At 55.5% G+C, this 24,160-nt stretch carries 21 protein-coding genes and 1 pseudogene; 17 read left to right on the top strand and 5 right to left on the bottom strand.

The features are described 5' to 3' along the window. Positions 1 to 25 precede the first annotated feature (25 nt). Together KSF73_11935 and KSF73_11940 are read left to right on the top strand one after the other, a co-directional pair. Positions 26 to 1,846, top strand: a complete 1,821-nt coding sequence (locus KSF73_11935; protein MBV1776418.1) for a PKD domain-containing protein — start codon at positions 26 to 28, stop codon at positions 1,844 to 1,846. Between the two features lie 143 nt (positions 1,847 to 1,989). After that, a complete protein-coding gene (locus KSF73_11940) occupies positions 1,990 to 3,738 on the top strand; it encodes an STAS domain-containing protein (GenBank protein MBV1776419.1) in 1,749 nt (582 codons plus the stop codon). Positions 3,739 to 3,799: 61 nt separating this feature from the next. On the opposite strand, the gene KSF73_11945 is transcribed toward KSF73_11940, so the two are convergent. Next, positions 3,800 to 4,234, bottom strand: coding sequence for a hypothetical protein (locus KSF73_11945; GenBank protein MBV1776420.1), 435 nt, complete (start codon positions 4,232 to 4,234; stop codon positions 3,800 to 3,802). Positions 4,235 to 5,067: 833 nt separating this feature from the next. On the opposite strand from KSF73_11945, the gene hrpA reads away from it, so the two are divergent. The 5 genes and pseudogenes from hrpA (at position 5,068) to KSF73_11970 (ending at position 10,734) form a co-directional block, all read left to right on the top strand. Next, positions 5,068 to 9,132 (top strand): ATP-dependent RNA helicase HrpA, encoded by a 4,065-nt coding sequence (gene hrpA / locus KSF73_11950; GenBank protein MBV1776421.1) that lies wholly within the window; start codon positions 5,068 to 5,070, stop codon positions 9,130 to 9,132. Between the two features lie 33 nt (positions 9,133 to 9,165). Continuing rightward, complete coding sequence (locus tag KSF73_11955; GenBank protein MBV1776422.1) at positions 9,166 to 9,345, top strand: hypothetical protein; 180 nt, start codon at positions 9,166 to 9,168, stop codon at positions 9,343 to 9,345. Between the two features lie 184 nt (positions 9,346 to 9,529). Next, the gene (locus KSF73_11960) at positions 9,530 to 9,898 is read left to right on the top strand and encodes a hypothetical protein (protein ID MBV1776423.1); all 369 of its coding nucleotides are present in this window, start codon (positions 9,530 to 9,532) and stop codon (positions 9,896 to 9,898) included. Positions 9,899 to 10,385: 487 nt separating this feature from the next. Continuing rightward, a complete protein-coding gene (locus KSF73_11965) occupies positions 10,386 to 10,619 on the top strand; it encodes a MerR family transcriptional regulator (protein ID MBV1776424.1) in 234 nt (77 codons plus the stop codon). Continuing rightward, positions 10,576 to 10,734: pseudogene (locus tag KSF73_11970) on the top strand (carboxymuconolactone decarboxylase family protein). Before KSF73_11965 ends, KSF73_11970 begins: the two are co-directional and overlap by 44 nt. Before the next feature lie 76 nt (positions 10,735 to 10,810). Here KSF73_11970 and KSF73_11975 read toward each other — a convergent pair. The 3 genes from KSF73_11975 to KSF73_11985 all read right to left on the bottom strand — a co-directional run bounded on the left by KSF73_11975 (position 10,811) and on the right by KSF73_11985 (position 13,854). Further along, entirely contained in the window at positions 10,811 to 11,626 is an 816-nt protein-coding gene (locus KSF73_11975) for a hypothetical protein (protein ID MBV1776425.1), read from the bottom strand. Positions 11,627 to 11,736: 110 nt separating this feature from the next. Next, complete coding sequence (locus tag KSF73_11980; protein ID MBV1776426.1) at positions 11,737 to 12,498, bottom strand: hypothetical protein; 762 nt, start codon at positions 12,496 to 12,498, stop codon at positions 11,737 to 11,739. Positions 12,499 to 12,822: 324 nt separating this feature from the next. Then, entirely contained in the window at positions 12,823 to 13,854 is a 1,032-nt protein-coding gene (locus tag KSF73_11985) for an AraC family transcriptional regulator (protein MBV1776427.1), read from the bottom strand. Positions 13,855 to 14,102: 248 nt separating this feature from the next. Between KSF73_11985 and KSF73_11990 the strand changes: the two genes are divergently transcribed. The 10 genes from KSF73_11990 (at position 14,103) to KSF73_12035 (ending at position 23,145) form a co-directional block, all read left to right on the top strand. Beyond that, positions 14,103 to 14,459, top strand: coding sequence for a c-type cytochrome (locus KSF73_11990; protein MBV1776428.1), 357 nt, complete (start codon positions 14,103 to 14,105; stop codon positions 14,457 to 14,459). After that, on the top strand, positions 14,456 to 15,883 hold the full coding sequence (locus KSF73_11995; GenBank protein ID MBV1776429.1) for an FAD-binding protein: 1,428 nt from the start codon (positions 14,456 to 14,458) through the stop codon (positions 15,881 to 15,883). The genes KSF73_11990 and KSF73_11995 overlap by 4 nt, the downstream gene beginning before the upstream one ends. 1 nt (position 15,884) lies before the next feature. After that, positions 15,885 to 17,153: an alanine racemase gene (locus tag KSF73_12000; protein MBV1776430.1), complete on the top strand. Its 1,269-nt coding sequence runs from the start codon at positions 15,885 to 15,887 to the stop codon at positions 17,151 to 17,153. Positions 17,154 to 17,189: 36 nt separating this feature from the next. Then, positions 17,190 to 19,586, top strand: a complete 2,397-nt coding sequence (locus KSF73_12005) for a TonB-dependent receptor (GenBank protein ID MBV1776431.1) — start codon at positions 17,190 to 17,192, stop codon at positions 19,584 to 19,586. A gap of 127 nt (positions 19,587 to 19,713) precedes the next feature. After that, a complete protein-coding gene (locus KSF73_12010) occupies positions 19,714 to 20,586 on the top strand; it encodes a tetratricopeptide repeat protein (GenBank protein MBV1776432.1) in 873 nt (290 codons plus the stop codon). Positions 20,587 to 20,611: 25 nt separating this feature from the next. Next, positions 20,612 to 21,007, top strand: coding sequence for a DUF4431 domain-containing protein (locus KSF73_12015; protein ID MBV1776433.1), 396 nt, complete (start codon positions 20,612 to 20,614; stop codon positions 21,005 to 21,007). Between the two features lie 29 nt (positions 21,008 to 21,036). Further along, complete coding sequence (locus KSF73_12020) at positions 21,037 to 21,516, top strand: hypothetical protein (protein ID MBV1776434.1); 480 nt, start codon at positions 21,037 to 21,039, stop codon at positions 21,514 to 21,516. 11 nt (positions 21,517 to 21,527) lie between these two features. After that, positions 21,528 to 21,977, top strand: a complete 450-nt coding sequence (locus tag KSF73_12025) for a hypothetical protein (protein MBV1776435.1) — start codon at positions 21,528 to 21,530, stop codon at positions 21,975 to 21,977. Beyond that, entirely contained in the window at positions 21,974 to 22,399 is a 426-nt protein-coding gene (locus tag KSF73_12030) for a hypothetical protein (protein MBV1776436.1), read from the top strand. The genes KSF73_12025 and KSF73_12030 overlap by 4 nt, the downstream gene beginning before the upstream one ends. A gap of 137 nt (positions 22,400 to 22,536) precedes the next feature. Then, positions 22,537 to 23,145, top strand: coding sequence for a DUF2306 domain-containing protein (locus KSF73_12035; protein MBV1776437.1), 609 nt, complete (start codon positions 22,537 to 22,539; stop codon positions 23,143 to 23,145). A 6-nt stretch (positions 23,146 to 23,151) separates the two neighbouring features. Here KSF73_12035 and KSF73_12040 read toward each other — a convergent pair whose 3' ends face one another. Continuing rightward, positions 23,152 to 24,039: a DMT family transporter gene (locus tag KSF73_12040; protein ID MBV1776438.1), complete on the bottom strand. Its 888-nt coding sequence runs from the start codon at positions 24,037 to 24,039 to the stop codon at positions 23,152 to 23,154. Positions 24,040 to 24,160 lie beyond the last annotated feature (121 nt).

The following is a 24,160-nucleotide window of genomic DNA, read 5'->3' on the forward strand; positions in this document are numbered from 1 at the left end:
ACTCAACGCCACTACCCTGACGGCCATGTTATCGGCGGTCGGCCTGAGCTCTGTTTCATTTGCCGCAGCCCCGGAAATCAATCCTGAATCACCCCGCTACGCACATCCATGGCGCCACGGGGTTGTGCCGACACTGGAGCAGCACGGTAAGATGCAGGCATGGCGTCAGCTGATGCAATCTACAAAGGGCATTTCTGCCGCAGCGACAAACAGTACAAAGACGCTTAGTTTTAACGGTGGCGTTAATGGTATCGGGGTGACATCTGGCACGCCGAAGGTGTATCTGGTTGTATATGGCAGCCAGTGGGGTGCAGCCAGCACTGATGCAAACGGTAATATGAAGCTGAGCGGCGACTCGCTGGGTGCGGTTCCCTACCTCCAGCAAATGTTCAAAGGTCTGGGTACGAATAATGAGCTGTGGTCTGGCGTCATGACCCAGTACTGTGATGGTCCACTGGTGGCAAAGGGTGCAACCACCTGCCCGTCCGGCGCACCGCATGTGGGCTACCCGACAGGTGGCGCGCTTGCAGGTATCTGGTATGACAATTCCGTTGCTTCGCCTTTCAACGCCACTGCTGATCAACTGGCAGCTGAAGCAGTAAAGGCTGCTGCCCACTTCGGTAACACAACAGCCGCATCCAACCGTTACGTCCAATACGTGATTCTGTCCCCCACAGGCATGCATCCGGATGGATTTAACACCTCCAGCGGTAACTTCTGTGCATGGCACGACTACACAGGCGATACCAATACCTCTTCCCCGTATGGCGATATTGCATTTACCAATATGCCGTATGTGGCAGATGCAGGTTCGAGCTGCGGCCAGAATTACGTCAACAAAACCAGTGGTGCGCTCGATGGCTTCTCGCTGGTTGAGGGTCATGAGTACGCGGAAACGGTTACCGATCAGAATCCTGCAGGTGGCTGGATCAATCAAATCAGCGGCTCTTCCTTTAATGGCGAAGAAAATGCCGATGAATGCTCGTGGATTTCGTCCGGTCAAGGTGCATCTGCCAACCTCACCTTCGCTACCGGTACATTTGCCATGCAATCGACCTGGTCGAACGATACCAACCGTTGCGATCTGACTCATGCGATTGTTACCGGAGGTGGCAGTGGCGGCGGTACCCCGGTTGCCAACTTCACGTATAGCGCAACGGGTCTGAGCGTAGCGTTTACCGATTCATCCACCGATACCGGCGGCACCATTAGCGCCCGTTCGTGGAATTTCGGTGATGGCAGCACCTCGACTGCAACCAATCCAAGCCACACCTATGCTGCAGCGGGCACCTACACTGTCAGCGAGACTGTAACCGATAGCGTCAGTGGTACCACCAATACCAAGTCGCAATCTGTTACTGTCAGCAGTGGTGGCGGTGGTGTAACTCAACTACTGGTCAACCCCGGATTCGAGAGTGGCGCAAGCGGCTGGACGCAATCCAGCACCAGCATCATTGGTGCAGCAACATCCAAGGCACCAGCTCACGGTGGCACCTACTCCGCGATCCTGGACGGCTATGGCAGCACCCACACCGATACCCTGTCGCAAACCGTGTCGATTCCTGCGGGTAAGACCAGTGCCACACTGACATTCTGGCTGTACATCGCCACCTCGGAAACCACCACCAGCAGTGCGTATGACAAGCTCACGCTGACAGGTGTATCGGGTGGTACAACCACGACGCTCGGCACCTATTCAAACCTGAACAAGGGCGCATACAAGCAATACAGCATCAATCTGAACAGCTACATCGGCAAGACTGTCACCCTGACCTTTACCGGTAAGGAAGACACCACGCTTGCTACCAGCTTTGTGCTGGATGATCTGGCACTGAATGTTCAGTAATCCCCCCTGCTGATGCGTGACGGTCAAGAGGCCAGCCTAGCTGGCCTCTTTTTTATTTCCAATGGATATTACTTCATTCCATTTCAATCTATTGATTCTGACGCTACAATCCGTGCATTCTTGCAATTTCGTCTGCACTCGCAATGTCAGTCCAACTCCGCTTGCCTGCCTGGATAAGGCACTACCCCAAACACGCGCTCAGTTCGGACGTACTGGCGGGGTTGATGGTCACCATTTTGGTGCTACCACAGAGTCTGGGACTCGCACTGGTAGCGGGTTTGCCGCCACAGCTCGGGCTTTACGCAGCATGTTTTCCGGTAATTGCGTACGCACTTATTGGTAGCAGCATGGTGCAGGCGGTGGGGCCAGTCGCCATTACCGCCATCATTACCTTCTCGGTGCTTCACTCGCTTGCGCCTGCGGGATCTGCTACCTATATAGGACTGGCGGCAGTGCTGTCGCTTATGAGCGGCGCACTCATTCTGGCCTGTGGCGTATTCAGACTGGGATTTCTTTCGCAATTATTGAGTCGCCCGGTGGTAAACGGCTTTGTAGCTGGATCGGCCATCCTGATTATCATCAGCCAATTCAAATACGTACTGGGCATTCATCTTTCAGGCAATCAACCCCTCGATACATTGCGTTTTCTGCTCAGTTCGTCTGGCGATATTCAGTTTTATGCTGCCCTGCTAGGCTTGGGTGCCATGGCCATACTGGCAGCGGGCCGTCTGCTTTTGCCCAAAGTACTGCCGATTCTGGGCATCCCAAGCCAGTACATTCAATTTCTTGTTCGCCTGTTGCCACTTGCGCTGGTCGTGTTCAGTACCGCGCTGGTTGCCCATTATCAGCTCGACACTCGATACGGGCTCAATGTGGTGGGCCCCATTGCCGCAGGTTTGCCGGGGTTTAACTGGCCGGATCTGAACCTGATGCAAATGCGAGCCCTGCTCGTGCCAGCCTTGATCATTGCGCTAATTGGCATGGTTCAAAATATTTCCATGGCTCAGGCACTGGCGGTAAAGCGTCAGGAAAAAGTTGACCCGAATGCAGAGCTGATCGGATTGGGTCTGGCCAATCTGGTTGCGGCCGGGTTTGGTGGCATGCCTGTAGGAGGCGGCGTATCGCGATCGGCAATCAATGTGGCGGCTGGTGCCCAGACGCCACTCGCGAGTATCGTGGCCGGACTGTTCATGCTCGTACTTGCGGGTGGCGCAGCACAACTGTTTGAACATCTGCCGCTGTCTGTGCTTGCGGCCAGTATCATCGTTGCGGCAGCGACCATGATTGACGCGAAAGCCATGATTAGAACATGGCGGCACGATCGCGCAGACGGTGTGGCCCTTTTTCTGACGGCTGGTGGTGTGCTGGTATTTGGGCTCAGTATCGGGATCGCCCTCGGTGTGCTCCTTACGATCGCCACCTTGCTATGGCGTGCCAGTACGCCACATATTGCGGTGGTAGGTCGGATTTCCGGCAGCGAGCACTTCCGGAATGTTGAGCGGCATGCAGTTGAGACATTGCCGCATGCCTTATTCATCCGAGTCGATGAGAGTATGGTGTTCAGCAATGTGGCCGCCATCGAGATGCGCATCCAGCAGGAGCTGGTTCGGGCGGAAGCCACACATGCAGGCATGCTCAAGCATCTTGTACTGGTGATGACTGCTGTCAATCAGATGGATGCAACGGCCATTGACGCGCTGATTGAATTAAACCGGGAGCTGAGCGCGAGCGGTATCGTACTGCATCTGGCGGAGGTCAAAGGGCCGATTCAGGATAAGCTATCGAGAACAGATTTCTTGCAGAGTCTGACAGGGCAAGTCTATTTATCTGCGCATGCAGCGTATGACACCCTGTCAACCGAAGGTGCACCAGGGGCGCACCCTCAACAATAAAACAGTGCCCGATCGATATGATCAGGCACCGTCCCTGACCGGCTTTCAGCCGGATACATCCCTAGTTGATGCTTGTCCAGGATGTGCTGGCAGAGAGATTGGCCTGGCCACTGATACGCACAGACTCAGCACCTGCATCAACGCTGATCGCCCATGCATAACGTGCGCCAGTCAATTCGAGCTGTTTGACGACCTGTCCGTTACGATAACCAACCAGTCCAATGGACATGCGATTATCCATGTAAGAGAACGGCCAATATTGAACGCCATCAAATGAGACCACCGGGCAGGCATTACTTAATGCAGTCGAATTTGCGTCTGTAAAGCACGCCAGCTTCATACCAGATGGCGGAACCGGTGCATTGGCAGTCGTCACTTGAATCACAACAGGTACGGGATTAAATGGCTGACGCACATCTCCACACAGCCAGCCCGTGCGATTACCGGGTTTGCCGCCCCCATATGATTGATCCACCGTTTGTTGCGTCAACCCCATGTCGATATAATTAGGATCAGCTCCAATTCCACCATTACCGCAATAGCCTTGGCAATAGCAGCCTTTTGGTCCGTTACTCCCTCTGACTTTCGCGGGTGCCACACATGTCCAGCCCGTGTTTGGATTGGTTTTGAAATACTTGTTAACTGTACTGCGATATAAGCCCACAAACAGATCGCCTTGATTACCACCAATGGCGTTATTGCCGCACGCAGCGCCTGTGCATGAGCACGTAAGGCTTTCTGCATATGCCGGGGTCGTGGCTGCAACACCCCATAAGAGCCCCGAAACAAGGGCAACCATTTTCATCCATTTCCTAGCTGTTTTCAGCATCATGATTTACTCCATATTCATACTGATGACATATTTACGGTTCGCGAGACAATGTATCCAATTGGTATTCAATTATCTCGCTCACGCAGATACAACAGACAACCTTTCATCATTTCACCATCTATTTTCACGAAAAATTTTATGACGTATCCACTTCATCCTCCTTTATCATTTTTTAGTAATATTTAGAAAGACTGAGAGTTCCTCCCCCTCAATCCATTATTAAATTCAGTCACTTGCTAATCACCATAGCACACACTTTTGAAACAACCAGCCAAATCAATTGAATATTTAAATCAATCAATTTATTTATATAGCAATTAAATTCCCACATATTCAAATACACTGAAATAGTTAAAAGGAACCCACGACATGAATTAACTCACCGCAATGGCACGCCACTGGCTGATATACGCTTAATTTGGGATGATCAGGGTAGCATTGCGGTACAATGCCGGTTTTGCCGTTTCTGTGTGCCTTTTGGGCGCTGTAAAGCCATCATGCAAAACCGTTCTGCCGACGCCACCTCCCCTCGCCTGCCGCTTGAAGCCTGCCTGATCAAGGATCGGCATCATTTGCGGCAAAAGCTGCGCACGCTGAAAGAAAGGCGTGCAGCCGGGCAAGCGGCAGACAAACTCGAACAGGACATTCAAGCCCACTTCGAGCGCTCGAAGGCGCAGATGGATGCACGTCTGGCGCGCTTACCCAAACCCCGCTACGACGACGCCTTGCCCGTTAACCAGCGCCGCGATGAACTATTGAAGGCAATTGCCGACAATCAGGTGGTCATTGTGTGTGGCGAAACCGGCTCGGGTAAAACCACGCAGCTGCCCAAACTCTGCCTGGAGCTGGGGCGCGGTGTGGCGGGCATGATCGGCCATACCCAGCCGCGCCGTCTGGCTGCGCGCTCGGTGGCGAGCCGCATTGCGCAGGAACTGGATAGTTCGCTGGGTGATCTGGTGGGCTACAAGGTGCGTTTTACCGATCAGTCGTCCGAGCTGAGTCTGGTGAAGCTGATGACCGACGGGATTTTGCTGGCCGAGACTCAGACCGACCGCTATCTGAATCAATACGACACTATCATTGTCGATGAGGCGCACGAACGCTCGCTGAACATCGACTTTCTGCTGGGCTATCTAAAGCAGCTCCTGCCGCGCCGCCCCGATCTCAAGGTCATCGTGACCTCGGCGACGATTGATGCAGATCGTTTCAGCCGTCATTTTGATGGTGCGCCGGTCATCGAAGTCTCGGGCCGGACCTATCCGGTCGACGTGCGTTACAAGGAACTGCGCTCCAAGGATGCGGACGACGCCGATTTGGAAATGGAAGAGGCCGTTGTCGAGGTGGTGCAGGATCTATGGCGCCACGACGGGCTGGGTGATGTGCTGGTGTTTTTGCCGGGTGAACGCGAAATCCGCGAAACCGCCGAAGAGCTGCGCAAGGCCCGCATCATGGGTGCGGAGATCGTGCCGCTGTTTGCACGGCTCTCGGTGGAAGATCAGCAGAAGGTGTTCCGGACGTCCAATGGGCGGCGGATTGTGCTCTCTACCAACGTGGCAGAAACCTCGCTGACTGTGCCGGGCATCCGCTACGTGATCGATTCGGGTCAGGCGAGGATCAACCGCTATTCGCCGCGCGCCAAGGTCGAACAGCTTCAGGTGGAAAAGATTTCGCAGGCATCTGCCCGCCAGCGTTCCGGTCGATGCGGCCGGGTGTCGGCTGGTGTGTGTGTGAGGCTGTATTCCGAGCAGGATTTCAACGCCCGCCCTGCCTTCTCCGATCCGGAAATCATCCGCTCTTCGCTGGCCGCCGTGATCTTGCGCATGCAGGCGCTGAAAATCGGTCGCGTGGAAGATTTCCCTTTTATCGAAGCACCGTCTGGCCGCCTGATTGCCGACGGCTATCAATTGCTGCACGAACTGGGCGCAGTCGATGAGGAAAGCCGCCTGACGCGTCTGGGGCAACAACTGTCCCGCCTGCCGATTGATCCGCGCATTGGCCGCATGCTGCTGGCCGGTAAGGACGAAGGTGTGCTCGACGAGTTGCTGGTGATCGCCTCGGCACTGAGTATTCAGGACCCGCGTGAGCGTCCCTTCGAGGCCCGTGATGCGGCGGATCGAGCACAAGCGCGATTCGTCGATGAAAAATCCGACTTCCTGACGCTGCTGAATATCTGGGACTTTTTCAGCGCCACCCTGCGCGAGAAGAAGAGCAATCGCCAGCTGGTGCAAACCTGTCATGACCATTTCCTGAGCTACTTGAGACTACGAGAGTGGCGCGAGCTGCATGCGCAGCTTAAAGAAATCGTCACCGATCTGGGCTGGAAGGTTGCCGAGAAGGAGGCCGAAGAAGACGCGCCTGTGTCCCGCAACCCAGTGAAGGCAGAAAAGCAGCGCAAGGAAGCCGAACAGAAGCATTACGACGCCATTCACCGTGCGCTATGTACCGGCTTGCTTGGCCAGATCGGCATGAAGCAGCCCGAAGCTGACGAATATCTCGGCGCACGCGCCATACGCTTTTCGATTTTCCCCGGCTCTGGCCTCAAAAAGTCGCGACCGAAGTGGGTCGTGTCCGCCGAGCTGGTGGAAACCACCAAGCTCTATGCGCGCTGCGTGGCCGGAATTCAGCCGGAATGGCTTGAACAGCTGGCCGGGCATCTGGTGAACCGTGATTATTTTGATCCGCACTGGGAAGAGGGTCCGGGGCAAGTGGTGGCCAGCGAGCGCGTGACGCTCTATGGTCTGCCGATTATTGCCCGTCGCAAGGTGCATTTTGGCGCGGTTGATCCCGTTGAATCGCGCCGCATCATGATTCTCGAAGGACTGGCCGGACGCCGCATCAATAGCCGTGCGCCATTCTGGCTGCACAACGAGAAGCTGATCTCGGAAGTGGAAGAGCTGGAGCACAAGGCCCGCCGTCAGGATGTGCTGGTGGACGAGCAGGTGCTGTTCGATTTCTACGATGCGCGCCTCCCGCAGGATGTGTTCAACCAGCAGGGTTTTGATGCCTGGCGAAAGCTGGCGGAAAAAGACAACCCGCAGCTGCTCTTCCTGAACCGTGAAGATCTGATGCGCCACGCAGGCGAGTCGATCACCGAGGCACAGTTCCCGCCCAGCCTGGCGCTGGCGGGCAACGACATCACGCTCTCCTATCGATTCGAGCCGGGCCATGCGCTCGATGGCGTGACGGCGCATCTGCCGCTACACATGCTGAACTCGGTCAATGGCGCGGTGTTTGACTGGCTGGTGCCGGGTCTGTCGCGCGAGAAAATCACCCATTTAGTGAAATCACTCCCGAAGGCGATTCGCCGCTTGTGCGTGCCGGTGCCGGAGTTTGTTACCAAGATGATGGTGGAGCTGGACAAAGCCGACCGAAGCGCCCCGCTGATGCCGCAGCTCGCCCACTCGGTAAGCCGTGGCGTAGGGCAGCCTGTGCGCGTGGAAGACTTTGATGGCAGCGATTTACCCACACACTTGCGCATGAACTTCCGCATTATCGACGAAGCGGGCAACGAACTGGCCAGCGGCCGTGATCTGGTGGCCTTGCGCGAACAACTGGGTGAAGCGGCGCAGATGACTTTCCGCGCCGTGGCATCCACTCAAACGCCCCCACCTGCCGGTAAATCCGCCAAGGGTGCGCCGCAGCCTGACAGCAAGGGCAAAACAAGCGCACCTGCCGCGACTGCCCCCTCTGGCAGCGCCGCATCCGTCGAACGCGACAACATCACCAGCTGGGACTTTGGCGATTTGCCGCCGAAGCTGGCCTTCGAGCGCAATGGCAGCAAGCTGGTGGGATATCCGGCGCTGGTGGCGGGCGAAACCGGCTGTACCATCCGGCTGTTCGATACCGAAGGGGCGGCGCTGGTGTCGCACCGTGCCGGCGTGGTTCGGCTGATGCAGTTCGAACTCAAGGAGCAGGTCAAGCAGCTGCCCAAGTGTTTCCCCAATTTCAATCAGACCGCCATCCTGCTGCGCAATTTTATGGATAGCGACGCGCTGATGGATGATCTGGTCGCCTGTATCTGCGACCGCGCGTTTGCCGGTGATGACGAACTGCCGCGTGACAAAAAGGCCTTCGATGGCCTGAAACAGAAAGCCAAGGCACGTCTGCCCGCAGTACGCGATGCGGCCTGGCGTGCGGTTCAGGAATTGACAGCAGACTGGCAGCAGATCAATCCCGTCCTCAGCCGGCCGGTGCGTCCGCAGGCCGAGATGAAGCAGCAGCTGGGCCGCCTGATCTACAAGGGTTTCCTGCGCCAGACGCCGTGGGAACAACTCGCCCACCTGCCGCGCTACCTCAAGGCCATGCGCATGCGGCTGGATAAATTCAACGCCGCGCAAGACCGCGACGCCCAGCGCGCCGCCGAGATCGCCGCGCTGTGGCAGCGCTGGGAAACCGAACAGGACAAATGGCGCCGCGAAGGCCGCGATATCGCACCATTGCAACCGTTCCGCTGGATGATTGAAGAGCTGCGTGTGGGCCTGTTCGCACAGGAATTGCGTACGCCGTATCCGGTGTCAGTGAAGCGGCTGAATAAGGTGTGGGAGGAGTTGGTGAGGCGGTGAGATAAGCGCATCCAATTCAAAACACGCTTCGTCTTGACAGAAGGCCTGAGTGGCATAGCCGATGTCAATCAGGATGGTTTCATTACCACCGCTGAACTGACGAGCTATATCGATGAAATGATCCCCAGACTCGCACAGAAAGTATTTGGCAAAGAACAGTTCCCGACCGTAAATAATGGCAGTCAGATTTTTCCGGTGGGACGGGTGCGTTAAAAGTCAATCGCCGGGATCGCAACGAAAGATCCCGGCACCGTCATTCTCCACTCCCAAAGCTGCTTCGAAGCGATTTTGCGTGATATATTGCGGGCATACCTTGTGAACTGAGTTGGATTGAAAAGAGTGATCGATCAATTCACAACTTAATATATCATTACTTTCATTTAGGAGGAAAAGCCACATGCAGTCCATGCCCGGAGGTGTTAAACAAGCCATTCTTGCAATCTGGATCACAATCGGACTTTCGGCAATTGGCGATCTAATTGCAAAATTAATTGGAATTGCCAGCTTTGGCGATTTAATCGGCGCTATATTTTTCAGTGCACTGCTTTGTATCATTCCATACAAGCTAAGCAACCGTAGCAATGCCGCACGATATTTCTATGCAGTTATCACAGTGGCTTCACTTATCCTGCTTGCCTCCGGTAGCGTCCCGCTTAACAAAATTGACTATTTCGTATCCATTCTATTCATTCCGGTAGAGATTTTTATCATTTATCGGCTATTTCAAGCAGAAGCGAATAGCTGGTTTACGGCAGCGCAAGAGTAATGATACGGGATGCAATAGTGCATCCCGTCTTACTTGAACATTTGGCCGCCATCTCCCTCCCACTGAAGCTGGGGCACATATTCGGTATCGGTGAAGCGTCTGAATAAGGTATGGGAGGAGTTGGTGAGGCGGTGATTAATTGATCGTTCGCCATGTCAAGAAAATGAACACAAACTTTTTTCGGCAATTCACTTTCCGCACCAGCATCGGTTTGATCTTGCTCGTTCTGTTCTCCAAGCTGCTGATGTGGCTCCTGCCAAATTGCAGTCCGAATCCATATGCAGTTGGCAAGTGTGCAGGTTCTGCTTTGCTCGCAAACCTGCTACTCCTAGCTGAACTCGGAAGCCTCTATTTGCTTGGCGTGGTTGTAATATGTCTTGCCATACCTCTGACCGTCACCTCATGGATTTTTCGCATCATTCGGCGGGCACGACGATAGGCCCGCCCTCTTGACCTCCAGTACACTCGAAGTTTTAGCATGATCATCATGACCAGCAAGGTACTGACGATTGGCGAACTGGCCAGCCTGAGCGGCTTGTCGGTGTATACGCTGCGCTACTACGAGGCAGAGGGCATTCTCAATCCGGCGGCGCGGGCGAGTAACGGGCATCGCCGCTACCGACCTGAAGATGTCCGTTGGCTAGAATTTGTGCTGCGGCTCAAGCTCACGGATATGCCGCTTGCCGATTCACGGTGCGCTCAACGTAGGCTGTACGCGTGAAGAGATCGTGGAAATCATCATGCAGATGGCCGTCTATGCGGGGTTTCCTGCTGCACTCAATAGCCTGTTCACTGCGAAGGAAGTGTTTGCGGAGCGGGACGGCGCAGCAATCTGATGCGAGAGTGCTCACCCGCTCTATGCCGACGTGAACACTGAAAATAAAAACGCCCGAATAAATCGGGCGCTTTGCATTAACCAGCAGCATTATCCTTTTGAGCCTGCACATTGGAAAATTGAAAGCCACCAGCTGCACAATCATTTTCATTTTCCTGAGCGTCACTCTCATTCGGAACAGACATCAAACCACCTCGCAACGTCCTCAATACAGTTCGTCCGCACATATATTGCAGCACCTGCGCGCGTTCAACTTGAGAACTGTTGCCAAGTCCATACTTCACACTCCGCATGGTTTGAGGTAACCAGTCCTGATGCGAAGCATCCCGATAGGCAATCGTATACGCTTCTGCAGCCAGATTTGCGGCAATATCCTTTAGATTCTCACCTGCATTATTGCGCCAGAATTGACTAATCGGATCATGACTAACTCTGCCAGATACAATTCTGATGGTTGCCTGGTATACCGGCTTTTCTTTCGAATCGCCTAGATAAATCGAAATGAAATCATCCAGTACAACCGCTCGCTGATCCTGAGTAAGTGAAAAGGTCGGCTGGCTAGCAATTAACAGGCCACTCACATCGGTAATATCCGGCTCGACAAAACTCAATGAGCGGTTACCAATTTTTTTTCTTACGCGCTGACCCAGCTCCTCATATTTAAAACCGATCAGTTCGGACAAATACGGTGCGATGATCAAATCCGCCTTGCTACGGAGCTCCTGTTTCTGCTTTTCCTTGGCAGAGTCAGCAATGACGGCGTGTGTAGCAATGGCGGCGAGTAATCCGACCACATTTGGCGCAGGATAGAGCATACCGTTGGCTGCAATACCTGACTGATCATAACTGACCAGACCATGGTAGCTTACCTTATCCTGCGTGGCAAAACGCACCGCCCATGGCAGTTGATCAAACTGCGGTGCAGGCAGGGTGCCGCCTCCCTCAGCCAGACATACGGGCAAACACATGCAGATCAAGCTATAGAAAAAATATAGCCGCTGTCTCAATTGGATACTCCGACTGCCGAAGGCTTCACTTCCGCAGTCTGATCAGCCTTATTCTTAGCACTAACTGTCGATGCGGATCGGATTGAACCAATTAGCATGTCCGAGCCATTTACAAGCGCCTGATAGAACGCATTGGTTAACCCTGGATATTTTGGTGCTTCATCCCATTTATCTTCTGCCGCTTTCTGAACATTTACAGGCTGGTACCATTGCAAACTATTGGTGTTCAGATCAACCATCATTCCCGTTGCTTCAAAATAGCCCTTAGGGTCACTTGTCGGAACATATGCCGAGTAATTTCTCAGAAAACCAACATTTTTCACATCAACAAAAATAATTCTGTCGATTCCGTACTTAGATTTGAAAGCGGAAAGATCATATGGTGATTTCCCCACACCACCCTGGGTTTTTTCAAGTTTATCAACCTTAATGGCTTCGCTGATAATCACCGTTTTCACACCATTTTTATTGAGCGTTCCTGCAATATCTTCTTTCAGGTGATTCAAATCATCTGCAGCAAGCGTTCTTGCGTGGGTCGTCAGTGTGGCATTCATTGCACTTGCCGCCGCATAGCACAACAAACAGCCTGCGCCTGGAAAGAATGTATCAGTAACAGGCACTGTGCTCATGGCGATCCCAACCACACCTCCATCGGATTTCAATGATCCTGGTGTCATAGGCACAATGGGTGTGACAGTCGCACATCCAGCTAACAGACTCACGATTAATCCCAGTACTGCGATTTTACTCTTGATCATTTATTTTCCTCATTTAAGGTTTTAATATTTCAATTGCCGCCAGGTAAAGTCGGGCGGGCGTGATTCTAGCGGGTCGATCCTCATGCTTACAACCACGACGCAATCAAAACGAGAAAAATATAGCAATCACAAAAAATTCGACCATGCATAAAATTAATTAATAAATTAATCATTGACGGAAGTTATGTAAAGCTCATTCATACACAATGGAATTGCAATGGAGTTAAAAGGATTGCAGTGCTCTCTGCCACATTCAATAAGATCTGCTCTCTGTAAAAAAGTATCTGCAGAACGGGACCGCGAGGCATGCTGATAGAGGGGGCGTCACCCCCGCCCCATCTCCCTTACTGCCGACGGCGTCCCCCCCGACCAGCGCCGGAAGGCTCGGCGGAAGTTCTTGTCATCATTAAAGCCCAGCGCCAGCGCGATATCGGTGATCACCATATCGGTTTTGCAGAGCATCTGCCGGGCGTGCTGGTAGCGCACCTCATCCAGTAGCGACTGGAACGATACGTCAAGCGCCTTCAGGCGACGGCGCAGGGTGCGTTCGCTCAGGTTGAGGCTGGCCGCCACTGCAGCAATGGTGGGGTTGGACTCGATGTGCGCGTGCAGATAGGTTTTGATCGATTCGACCAGATCGGGATGATGATCGATCGGGGTCAGGAGCTGCGCCAGCTGGCTCTGGATGATGTCTTTCATGTAGCGATCACAGGTCGGCAGCGGCGTGGCGAGAATCCGGGCGTCGATGATGGCCTGATTGCGGCCTGTATTGAAATGCAGCGGACAGCGAAAATGCTGCGCATAGGCCTCGCGATGCGCGGGCTCGGGATAGGCCAGCGACACGGACAGCGGCTCAAAATCGTTCCCGATCAATGAACGGATCAGGGCAATGCCGCTCGACATCACTTCTTCGACAAAAAAGTGTTCCAGTTCGGGATCGTGGAAGCAGGTCGTGATATCGACAACAAAGTGCGGTCCGTCAATCGCGACCTCAGTTTCGGTAAAGGCACCGGCATCGGTTTGAAAGCCCAGCAAATATTCGAGCGCTTCGCCCAGCGTCTCGCACGTCATCATGCCCAGTCCCGGCAGACCGAACGACACCAGTGTCTGCTGACCGCCAACCTGCACGCCCATGCCCGGATTGCCCAGCAGCTTCATGGCGCGCAACACCACATTGCGTGTCTGACGATAGGACACGCGAAAATCCAGCGATTGCAGGTCCTCGAAGGAAAAGCCCAGCCCCCGGCATAGCTGCACCGGATCATGTCCCATACGCGCCACATGATTGGCCACATGGCGGATCACATGCGCCGGCACACTGGCCATGTACTCGCCGGGCATCAGTCGATCATTCATGTTGTTCTCCATGTGTGGCGATACGCCAACAGTTTGTACACCTCACCCGCCATTTCTACGCAGGCCCACTCCGCTCTAGCGCTTGATTTTCAGGCGATTACAGCAAGTTGGCCCGAATTCGCCCCCCTGATGGCCGGATTGCACCCCCTGCCCGATCAGCAGCCCTCCCTACCATGTGCTGCATCCCGCGTCAGCCGCACTGGCGGCGTTCATCATCGCGCGGACCGCTGCCAGAGGGGAAGCCGGACATGCATTTGTCGCATCGACTGTCGTATTACGTACTCGCCTGGGCATTGCTCAGCCCATCCGCTGAGGCCGGCACGCTCACGCCGCGCCAGACCCAGCTGCTCGCCAATAACTGCATTCAGTGCCATGCGCGGCCCGATATTGGCGTGCCCATCATGGGCAAGGAAGCCGACTGGCTGGATCGCCGTCGGGTGGGTGAATCCGCCATGCTGCTCAATGTGGTGCAAGGCGTGCGCGGGATGCCGCCACTGGGCTATTGCACCGCCTGCAACGAGCAGGATTTCCGCGCAATGATCCGCTTGATGGCCAATCTGCCCGACCCAGTTGTGACGACGCCGGCCACGGGAGGTAAAAAATGAGCCGCCTGCCCGAACAGCCGCAGATGCCACGCCGCCAGTTTCTGCAATCCGCAACGGCGATTGCCGCCGCCAGCCTGCTGCCGGGATGTGGGCAACAGGGCACCGAGCCTCAAAGCCCGGTGCCCTTCACGCCGGGCAAGCCCCTACCCTGGGTGAACTGGGCGGGCAATCAGAGTTGCCTGCCCGCTTTTCGCGCCGCACCCGCCAGCGAGGATGAACTGGTCAGCGTGCTCAAATCAGCCAAAGGGTGTATCCGTGTAGTCGGGGCCAGCCATTCGTTCAGCGCCGTGGTGCCAACATCCGACACGCTGGTGGCGACCGATTTGCTCTCAGGTGTGATTTCAAGCAAGGCCGATACGCTGGAAACCGAGATCTGGGCGGGCACCCGCATGCATGCACTGGGGCCGATGCTGGCTGCGATTGGTCAGGCGCTGCCGAATCAGCCCGATATGGACTACCCGGCCATGGGCGGCGCCATTGCCTGTTCGGTGCATGCAACCGGTTCGACCTTTGGTTCGATGTCGTCCTATGTCACCGGGCTGACGCTGGCAACGCCAACAGGCGAACTGATCGAGTGCAGCACGACGCAGCATCCCGAGATTTTTCAGGCAGCTCGGGTGTCGCTAGGCGCGTTGGGAATTGTGTCGCGCATTCGCCTGCAAAACGAACGCGCCTTTGATCTCACCGAAATCAATGCGGTCGAAAAAACCGAAGATGTGCTGGATGACTTCGAGGCGCGTTGCAAACAGCATCGGCACTTCGAATTCATGCCGCTGCCGCATACCTCGATGAGCGCCACGATCGCCACCGACCTCGCCAAACCAGGCGATGCGTCTTCCGGTACCGATGATCCGCAGGCAGTGAATACGCTGCGCAAGGTGTTTCAGGGCACCGCGTGGATACCCGGTCTGGGCGAAGCAGCTTACGAAAAAATTCTCACCATGGCACTGGGTGGCGAGGCCAATCAGGTGCGCACTGGCAAATCGTACGAGGTGTTCCCGCATGTGCGTGTGGTGCGCTTTCGCGAGATGGAATACACCGTACCAGCCGAACATGGCCCGGCCTGCGTGCGCGAAATTCTCAAGACGATTCGCGACAAAAAACTGCCGATCTGCTTTCCGCTGGAAGTGCGCCGTGTGAAGGCGGATGACATCTGGCTGTCGATGTTCGAAGGCCGTGATGGCTGTTCGATCTCGGTCCATCAGTTTGGCGACATCGATTTCCGGCCCTACTTTGCCGCCATCGAACCGATTTTCTGGAAATACGAGGGTCGGCCGCACTGGGGCAAGATCCACACCCTTACCCACCAGCAGCTGGCGGCACTCTATCCCCGTCACTGGCAGGATTTTCAGGCCGTGCGCCAGTCGCTTGATCCGCATGGCCGCATGCTCAACGCCCATCTCAAAACACTATTCGGAGCCTGACATGATTTCCCGCAGATCCGTACTGATCGGCAGCGGCGCACTGGCTGTTGCTGCCGTCGCGGCCAAACCTGGCGATCAGGGAGGCCCGTACCCGCCCTATTTTGCCGACCTGAACCAGACCCTGCGCCGACATGGCATCGACCGGCCAGTATTGCTGATCGACCTCGACCGGCTGGACCGCAATATTGACCGAGTGCGCCAATCGATTGCCAAGGGCTCGCCCAAGCAATACCGCATCGTGGTGAAATCCATACCCAGCCCGGCGCTGGTCGACTATGTAGCCAAGCGCAGCCAGAGCACGCGGCTAATGTGCTTTCATCGCCCCTTTGTGCAGGCCATGGCCCAACTCAGGCCCGATGCCGACATTCTGCTAGGCAAGCCGATGCCTGTCGCAGCGCTGCATACCTTCTACAGCACGCATCAGGGGCCATTTGATCCCGCCAAGCAACTGCAATGGCTGGTGGATACCGAGGCGCGCCTGCACGAATATCTGGCACTGGCGCAAACCATGCGGGTACGCCTGCGGGTCAATCTGGAGATCGATGTCGGCCTGCACCGCGGCGGCCTGAGCGACCCATCACAACTCGGGTCGATGCTGAAGCTAATCAGCGACCATCCCGATCATTTGCAGTTCGCCGGCTTCATGGGCTACGACGCGCATCTGATGGGCCTGCCCGGCTTTCTGGCCCGACGCGAGCAACCGCGCGTGCATGCCCGCTACGAAGCCTTTGTGGCCGCACTGAAACGCGATTTCCCCAAGCTCGTTACGCCCGACCTGACTTTCAATGGCGCGGGGAGCCCCACCTTCCGCGATTACGAAGGCGAAACGGTACTGAATGACATTTCGGCGGGCACCTGCCTGCTCAAACCTTCGCATTACGACATCGACAATCTGAGCGACTTCGAGCCAGCGACCTACATCGCCTCGCCGGTGCTCAAGCGTCTACAGGGCGGCAATCTGCCCGCGCTGGAAGAACTGGGGCCACTGATTCGCGGCTGGGATGTCAATCAGGCGCAGATGTATTTCGCCTACAGCGGCAACTGGCTGGCCGATCCCATCGCGCCGCCCGGCGTACATCCGCACTTTGCCTACACCAGTTCCAACCAACAGGGCTACACCGCCTCCGCCCGTGTGCAGATGGACGTGAACGATTTCCTGTTCCTGCGTCCCACGCAATCCGAAGCCGTGCTGCTGCAATTTGGCGATCTGGTCGCGGTGCGCGGCAAGGAGATCGTGGATCGCTGGCCCGTACTGCCCGTTGGCATCTGATTCGCATCCCACCATTCAATAACAGGAAAAGACAACATGATCACACGCCCCCGCCCCATTGCACTCAGCCTATCGCTGATAGGCTGCACCCTTGCGAGTCTGCCACTTGCATCGCATGCCGACGATACCTCTGCGACCGAACAGATTACGGTTACCGCACAAAGTCGCAGCCAGCAATCCCAGGCCGTACCGATTGCGCTGCAGGTTGTGACCGGCGAGCAGATCGACAAGCTCAGCGCCAACAATCTTGCCGACATGAATGGCTATCTGCCGGGCTTTCAAGTGAATGGCGAGCAGGCCACCCAGCCTTTTTTCTCGCTGCGCGGGCTGGGCACCATGGACTTCGGCATCGGGACCGATTCGCCACTGGGGATTTACGTGGATGGCGTGTATACCGGCAAAACCGGTGGTTCGATGCTGACGTTTGACGATGTGCAGCGCATCGAAGTGCTGAAAGGCCCGCAGGGGACGCTGTTTGGCCGTAATAGTGCGGCCGGTGCGATTTCAATTGTGACCAATGAACCCGACCCCGGCGCGCGGCGCGCGGAGGCGAAGGTCAAGCTGGGGCAATATGGTCAGCGCGACGCCCGCCTGCTGTTTAACCAGCCGCTTAGCGACGCCAGCGCCTTCCGCCTGAGCGTGACACGGGTCGGCAGCGATGGCTGGCTGAAAGACGCGGCTACAGGCGAATCCCTCAACAGCACCCATGATGTCGGCGCCCGCGCCAGTTTCCTGAGCAAGCTGGGTGAAGGCAGCAAAGTGATGTTCAGCTGGGAGCACGAAGAGCTGGGCCAGCCCTCGCGTCCGGCCATCGGCATCGTGCCTGCCCCTGCGCCCGGCAGCTATCCTGCATTCCCGATCAATCCCGCCACCCTGCTCGATCCGCTCACGGCACCGGCCTACAATCAGTCTGCACTGAACCATGAAGGACGGATTTTTGATGGGGCGACGCTACGCCTTGAAGTGCCACTGACGGGCAGCCAGTTTCAGTCGACCACAGCCTATCGCCGCTTTCACAGCATCAACAGCGAAACCGACGATGGCACGCGCCTGGCCGCGTCTTACCTGACCATCGCCAATCTGGAAAAAAACCGGATGCTGCAGCAGGAATTCCGTCTTTCCGGGCAAACCGAGCGCATCGACTGGGTGGGCGGCATCAGTTATTTCCAGCAAGTGGCCGACCAGACCGCACAGGTCAATACCACTACCGACTCGCTCGACAATCTATCGGCCAATATGGCCGGCATGCCGATCTATTCCACCATCAACCAACTCAGCGGCGTGAACTTGCTCGGTAATAGCTGGCAGGAAAACATGATCAACCATGGTCGCAATACCGCTGTGGCCGCGTATGGCGATGTGATCTGGCATCTCGATGACCGGACTAATCTCACCACCGGCGTGCGCTTCACGCGCGACAGCAAAACCTTCAGCTGGTTTCAGCCCGCCCGTGCCTCAGCGGCTGTAGATGCCGGATACGCCGCGCTAGGCGCAGGTGGATTCTTTGATGCCGTCGCCCAGCAGATGGGGCCGGAGGTGGCGCAAGCGCTGCAGGGTTTCCTCACCCAGAACCAGTTGCTCGCCAGCCAGGGTGCAAATGGCGTGCCGCTAGAGGTAAGCAATAGCTGGCGCGATGTCAGCCCGCGCTTGGTACTGGACCACACCCTGAGCCCCGATCGCATGGTGTATGCATCGGTATCCAAGGGCTATCAGGCAGGCGGCTACAACACGGTGTCGCAAGTGGGTGGCAAATTTGATCCGGAAACCGTGTGGAATTATGAAATCGGCAGCAAGAACACCTTCCGCGATCTGCATCTCACGGTGAACGCCTCGCTGTTTGCATACCGTTTCACCAATCTGCAGGCGCTGAATCTGGTCAATATCAATGGCAGCGGCATGCCGGTGTATCAGGTCACCGTGGGCGACCAGAAAGCACACGGCGTGGATTTTGACATCCGCTGGCAGCCCACCCGCAATCTCCGTCTCTACACCACCGGCGAATATCTGAACCAGACCTATGGCCAGTACAAGCAGGCAGATGGCCCCGACCTGAGCGGCCAACCTGTTGGCGCCCCGCTGTGGACGGTGGCTGGCGGCGTGGATTACACGTGGCAAGGCGTGCTGGATGGACAGTTGATGCTCAGCTTGCAGGATGCATGGCAAAGCAAGGCACGCTGCAACGATGATTCCGCCCATCAAGGCAACTGCCTGTCGGTGCCCGCCTTTACGGTGGGCAAGGCGCAAAACCGCGCCAACCTGCGCCTGCGCTGGGATAGCGCCGACCGCCGCTGGCACGCCGCGCTGCTGGTCAGCAATCTCTTCGACCAGCGCTACGTCAATCGCGTCGGCACCGAAGCCACCGTGCTGGGCGCGCAATACGCCACCATCAACGCCCCGCGCATGACTGCGCTGGAGGTGGGGATGCGGTGGTAGGCTGATTGGTCGGCTTGAACTCATTGGAATGACGCTGTATGCCCCCGGTGTGAGCCGGGGGGCAGGCCTGTTGGGCATGGTATAGTGTGCAAAACACGCACAACTATTCTCGTCAAGATTCAAATAAATGAATATTTTTAATTCTAATAAACGAAAAGCACAAAACCTTCATCAATCCGCTCAGGAGCTGCACGACAAGGGGGATGAAGACGGCGCACTAAATCTCTACAAACAAGCAATTTCCCTGCAGCCAGATAAGTCTGAGTCTTATTACAATATTGGCTTGATTTATAAATACCGCTCTGAATGGGAAAATTCTCTCGAATACAATGCTAAGGCATACCAAATATCACCTGATGATGAGGCTGCTCGCTGGAACCTTGCCATCGCTGCCACCGCATTGAGGAAATGGGATATCGCCCGCAAAGCGTGGGAAGATAATGGAATTAAGCTGACAGGCACGTCCGGCCCGATTGAAATGAATTTTGGCATCACGCCCATTCGGCTCAATCCGGATAGTACAGGCGAAGTTGTCTGGGCGCAGAGAATCGATCCCGTCCGAGCGGTGATCCAAAACATTCCACTTCCAGAATCTGGCTTTCATTTTCAGGACATTGTTCTGCATGATGGTGCTGCTGTGGGATACAGGCAATATCAGGGGCGTGAATATGCAGTATTTAATGTGCTTGAGCTGTTTGAATCATCTAACCAGCAAACCATCGTTATCCATGCGCAAGCTTCAGATGAAGCTATTCATTGGCTGGATACCGCTTTAACTGAAGTAGGTGGTGCACTTGAAAACTGGAGCAGCAGCATCCGTCAGTTATGCAAAGCTTGTAGTGAAGGCAGGCCTCATGAAAGCCATGATCACGAATTGGATGAGATTGCGACGGTTGATAGAAAACTAGGTGTTTCCATTCCAGTAAATATTGATATCCAAGAAATAGTATCTGAATGGAAATCAATCCATTGTGTAGACATTCAATCGATTGATAATTAACTACATATCATTAATCATCCGCCGAATGAAAATCAGTCTGTTCACGCTGAATAGCATCGTTCTCTCCACCCTCGCATCGGCCTCCCCCGCCTGCATTCCCTACGGAAAAGCAAGCATTCATGGCACACTCAATCGTCATACCTTTTATGGCGCACCCGGCTTCGGAGAAGATCCAGCACATGACGCGAAAGAAGCCGGGTTCTATCTCGACCTGCCTACGCCAATTTGCACCATTGCAGGTGAAAATGAGAATGAAGCCAAGCAAGGTGTGCGACGAGTGCAGCTAGTACTGAATCAAAAGGGCTATGACACGCTGCGCCCGAAGCTGGGGAAATCGCTTACATTGAGAGGCGAGCTATTTGGTGCATTAACCGGTTATCACCATGCGCCGCTCTTGCTCGATGTGAAGTTCTCGAAGTAATGTCCGACCTACACACACCGGAGCCCCCCATGATCCCCCGCACCCAGACCGAACTCGATGCCATACGCGATGAATGCTATGCGATGGTGACGCGGCGGGCGTCCATTTCGGCGGGGGCATCGGTGATTCCAGCTTTCGGGCTGGATGCAGCGGCAGATGTGGCCATTCTGCTGGAGCTGATTCCGGCAATTAACCAGCGCTTCGGGCTGGCCGGACATCAGATCGAGGGGTACGATCCTGCGGTCAAGCGCCTGATTTTTCAGGTGATCAAGCGCGCAGGGATTGCATTGATCGGCGTGGAAATCACCCGTACACTCGCCACCGAAGCGCTGAAGAAAATCGTCGGCAAAACGGTCACTAAACAAGTGATGAAATTCGTGCCAGTGCTCGGCTGGGCGGCAAATGCAGCGATTGGCTTTGGCGCGATGAAATATGTCGGTAATACCCACGTGGATGATTGTTATCGGGTGTGTTGCCGTTTGCTGGCCGAACAGCCGCAGCCAGTATGACGCCTCCCGTCATGATCACCCGACTGTTAGCGGCTTTTCTTTGCAGTGTTTTATCCACGGCGGCACTAGCCTACTGTGATGGCGGCTATCCCAATCTGTCTGTCCGGCAGGAAGTACGGGAGAGTGCGTTTGTGGTGGTCGGCACACTGTTATCCCGAATGCTTGTGGTCGACCCGGTTGCCGATCCTGAAGGCTATGAGGCGACCCTGTTTCAGGTGAAAATCAAACGTATTCTGCATGGCAAACCACCCGCCTATGCCAGACGCACGTATTTCTCGATATATAACGTCAATACTTCTGCGCGCTTCCCGATTGATGAGCAGGACATCGGCAAAGACTATGTGCTATTTGTGCGCACAGGCGCCGATGGCTACTGGGTAGATAGCTGCGGACATTCACAGCTGCATTCGGAAAGCGCGCAATTGATAAAACAGCTGTCGCGCATTGGGAAACATCCATGACCTCCCCCCAATATTCACTAGTCGCAGGTGCCGTCCTGACCTGCCTAGCCGCCCTATTGCATTTTGTATGCATCATCTGGCCCGAAGGTTTCCGCATCATGGGGGCGGGGGAATCGATCAGCCGTCTGGCGATAACGGGGCACTGGTATCCACGGGTGGCAGCGATTGTGATTGGCAGCATGCTGTTGGTCTGGGCGGCTTATGCATTCTCCGGCGCGGGTCTGATTGTGCCGCTGCCATTTACCAAACTGGCGTTGACGGCCATTACTGGTGTCTACCTGCTGCGCGGCATCGCCTTCCCGCTGCTGATACCTGCTTTTCCCGGTAATAGCATGACGTTCTGGTATGTGAGTTCGGGTATCTTCCTGCTGATTGGCGGGCTGCATGTAGCCGGTCTCATCCGCATATGGAGCAATGGCTAAAGGATTCAAATCTGCCATGCGCTCGCTCGTCACGGGTACGCAACACTAGACCTGCCGACAGCAATAGGATTCGCGATAAACATACTCACTAAAATATTATTTAAGCCATTCCATACTTCCGGAAACTGGCGCATATCATGGGCTTAATCAGGCAAGGTTTGCTCGCATTACTCGCGTTTGGCGTGGCAGGGTACGCACTATTCGTATACGGCACCATGCCCATTGGCGCACTGGTACACCCAAGCATGCGGCTCACCTTCGCAGCGCATGCCACAGCCGTCTATATTCATGCGTTTGCATCCAGTATTGCGCTGATCATTGGCCCACTCCAATTTTCAGGCAGGATTCGCAGGCGCTGGCCACAGGTACACCGCTGGATGGGACGTATCTATCTGGGGGTAGGCATTCTCGCAGGTGGTGTATCGGCGCTATACATCGCCCAGTTCGCCTATGGTGGACTCCCGTCCCGGCTGGGTTTTTCTTCACTGGCGCTGCTCTGGCTATACACGGGTTACCACGCTTATTCCGCTATCCGCGCAGGCAATATCAAACAGCATCGCACCTGGATGCTGCGCAATGTCTGTCTGACTTACGCAGCGGTGACCTTACGTATCTATCTGCCGGTTTCGCTCGTTGCACAGCTCAACTTCGATGTGACTTATCCTGCGATATCGTGGTTGTGCTGGGTGCCGAATGCATTGTTTGCCGAATGGTATGTCCGTCGGAGCAAAAACGTGGCGGTATAGTACTGCTTACCCCCGCTTCACCTGCCCCAGCCACACCCCGCCCAGTACCAGCAAGCCGCCGACCAGATGGTAGGGATGCACCGCCTCGCCCAGCATGCTGACTGCGATGATCACGGTAAACACGGGCAGCAGATTCATGAACAGCGCAGTACGTCCGGCGCCGAGCTGCGCCACACCCCGCATCCACAGGAAAGGCGCGATGGTGGACGCAAAAATGCCGGCAAACAGAATCAGCGGAATATTCCCGGCATTTAATGGCGACGGTGCCGCATGCAGATAGCCCGGCAGCAACATCAGCACACTGAAGAAAATCTGCATATAGAGCGATTGCCACACCGGCAGCGGGAGCGCCCATTTACGCAATAGCACGCTGTAGGTGCCATAGGAGAGCGACGCCAGCAGCATCAGTGCATCGCCCCGACCAAACTCGCCTGCCAGCAGCTTGACGGGATCCCCGGATGACAGCAGCCAGACCAGCCCGCTTAACGACACGGCAGCACCAGCAAGCGTGGTGGCGGTGAGCTTATCCTTGGCGATCAGCCTCCCCTGCAACTGAGTGAGCAAGGGAATCAGTGCGGCGATCAGCCCCATATTGGTGGCACTGGTGGCATGCGCCGCAAAATAGGCAAGACTCTGATACGCCACCATCCCCAGCAAGCCCAGCACCATCAACTTGCCTATCAACGGGCGGATCACCGCGCGATTGCGCCATACAGCGGGCAGCATCACCGGCGTGAGCAGACACAGCGCCACCGCCCAGCGATAGAACGAGATCGCCGCGGGATCAATGCGGCCCGCGGCCAGCTTATTGACGATGGTATTGACTGACCAGATCAGTACGGCCAGCACAGGAAAGGCGTAGATGCGTGAGGATGGATTCACGACTGTACTCACATTCAAATTCAGGCCGGTATTATTTCATTGTGTACGATTTCCGGCCAATTGAATTTCCCCTGCAATTGCATAAGGATTGCCTATAGTGGTGCATAAGGCTCACACCACAATAACGAGGGAA

The sequence above is a fragment of the Burkholderiaceae bacterium DAT-1 genome (genome assembly GCA_019084025.1).
In the GTDB taxonomy this organism is placed as follows: domain Bacteria; phylum Pseudomonadota; class Gammaproteobacteria; order Burkholderiales; family Chitinimonadaceae; genus DAT-1.

Coding starts and splice junctions, on each gene's coding strand:
- KSF73_11935 (MBV1776418.1), top strand. CDS start 26: ATGTTATCGGCGGTCGGCCTGAGCTCTGTTTCATTTGCCGCAGCCCCG.
- KSF73_11940 (MBV1776419.1), top strand. CDS start 1,990: ATGTCAGTCCAACTCCGCTTGCCTGCCTGGATAAGGCACTACCCCAAA.
- KSF73_11945 (MBV1776420.1), bottom strand. CDS start 4,234: ATGGGGTTGACGCAACAAACGGTGGATCAATCATATGGGGGCGGCAAA.
- hrpA (MBV1776421.1), top strand. CDS start 5,068: ATGCAAAACCGTTCTGCCGACGCCACCTCCCCTCGCCTGCCGCTTGAA.
- KSF73_11960 (MBV1776423.1), top strand. CDS start 9,530: ATGCAGTCCATGCCCGGAGGTGTTAAACAAGCCATTCTTGCAATCTGG.
- KSF73_11965 (MBV1776424.1), top strand. CDS start 10,386: ATGACCAGCAAGGTACTGACGATTGGCGAACTGGCCAGCCTGAGCGGC.
- KSF73_11980 (MBV1776426.1), bottom strand. CDS start 12,498: ATGATCAAGAGTAAAATCGCAGTACTGGGATTAATCGTGAGTCTGTTA.
- KSF73_11985 (MBV1776427.1), bottom strand. CDS start 13,854: ATGAATGATCGACTGATGCCCGGCGAGTACATGGCCAGTGTGCCGGCG.
- KSF73_11990 (MBV1776428.1), top strand. CDS start 14,103: ATGCATTTGTCGCATCGACTGTCGTATTACGTACTCGCCTGGGCATTG.
- KSF73_11995 (MBV1776429.1), top strand. CDS start 14,456: ATGAGCCGCCTGCCCGAACAGCCGCAGATGCCACGCCGCCAGTTTCTG.
- KSF73_12000 (MBV1776430.1), top strand. CDS start 15,885: ATGATTTCCCGCAGATCCGTACTGATCGGCAGCGGCGCACTGGCTGTT.
- KSF73_12005 (MBV1776431.1), top strand. CDS start 17,190: ATGATCACACGCCCCCGCCCCATTGCACTCAGCCTATCGCTGATAGGC.
- KSF73_12010 (MBV1776432.1), top strand. CDS start 19,714: ATGAATATTTTTAATTCTAATAAACGAAAAGCACAAAACCTTCATCAA.
- KSF73_12015 (MBV1776433.1), top strand. CDS start 20,612: ATGAAAATCAGTCTGTTCACGCTGAATAGCATCGTTCTCTCCACCCTC.
- KSF73_12020 (MBV1776434.1), top strand. CDS start 21,037: ATGATCCCCCGCACCCAGACCGAACTCGATGCCATACGCGATGAATGC.
- KSF73_12025 (MBV1776435.1), top strand. CDS start 21,528: ATGATCACCCGACTGTTAGCGGCTTTTCTTTGCAGTGTTTTATCCACG.
- KSF73_12030 (MBV1776436.1), top strand. CDS start 21,974: ATGACCTCCCCCCAATATTCACTAGTCGCAGGTGCCGTCCTGACCTGC.
- KSF73_12035 (MBV1776437.1), top strand. CDS start 22,537: ATGGGCTTAATCAGGCAAGGTTTGCTCGCATTACTCGCGTTTGGCGTG.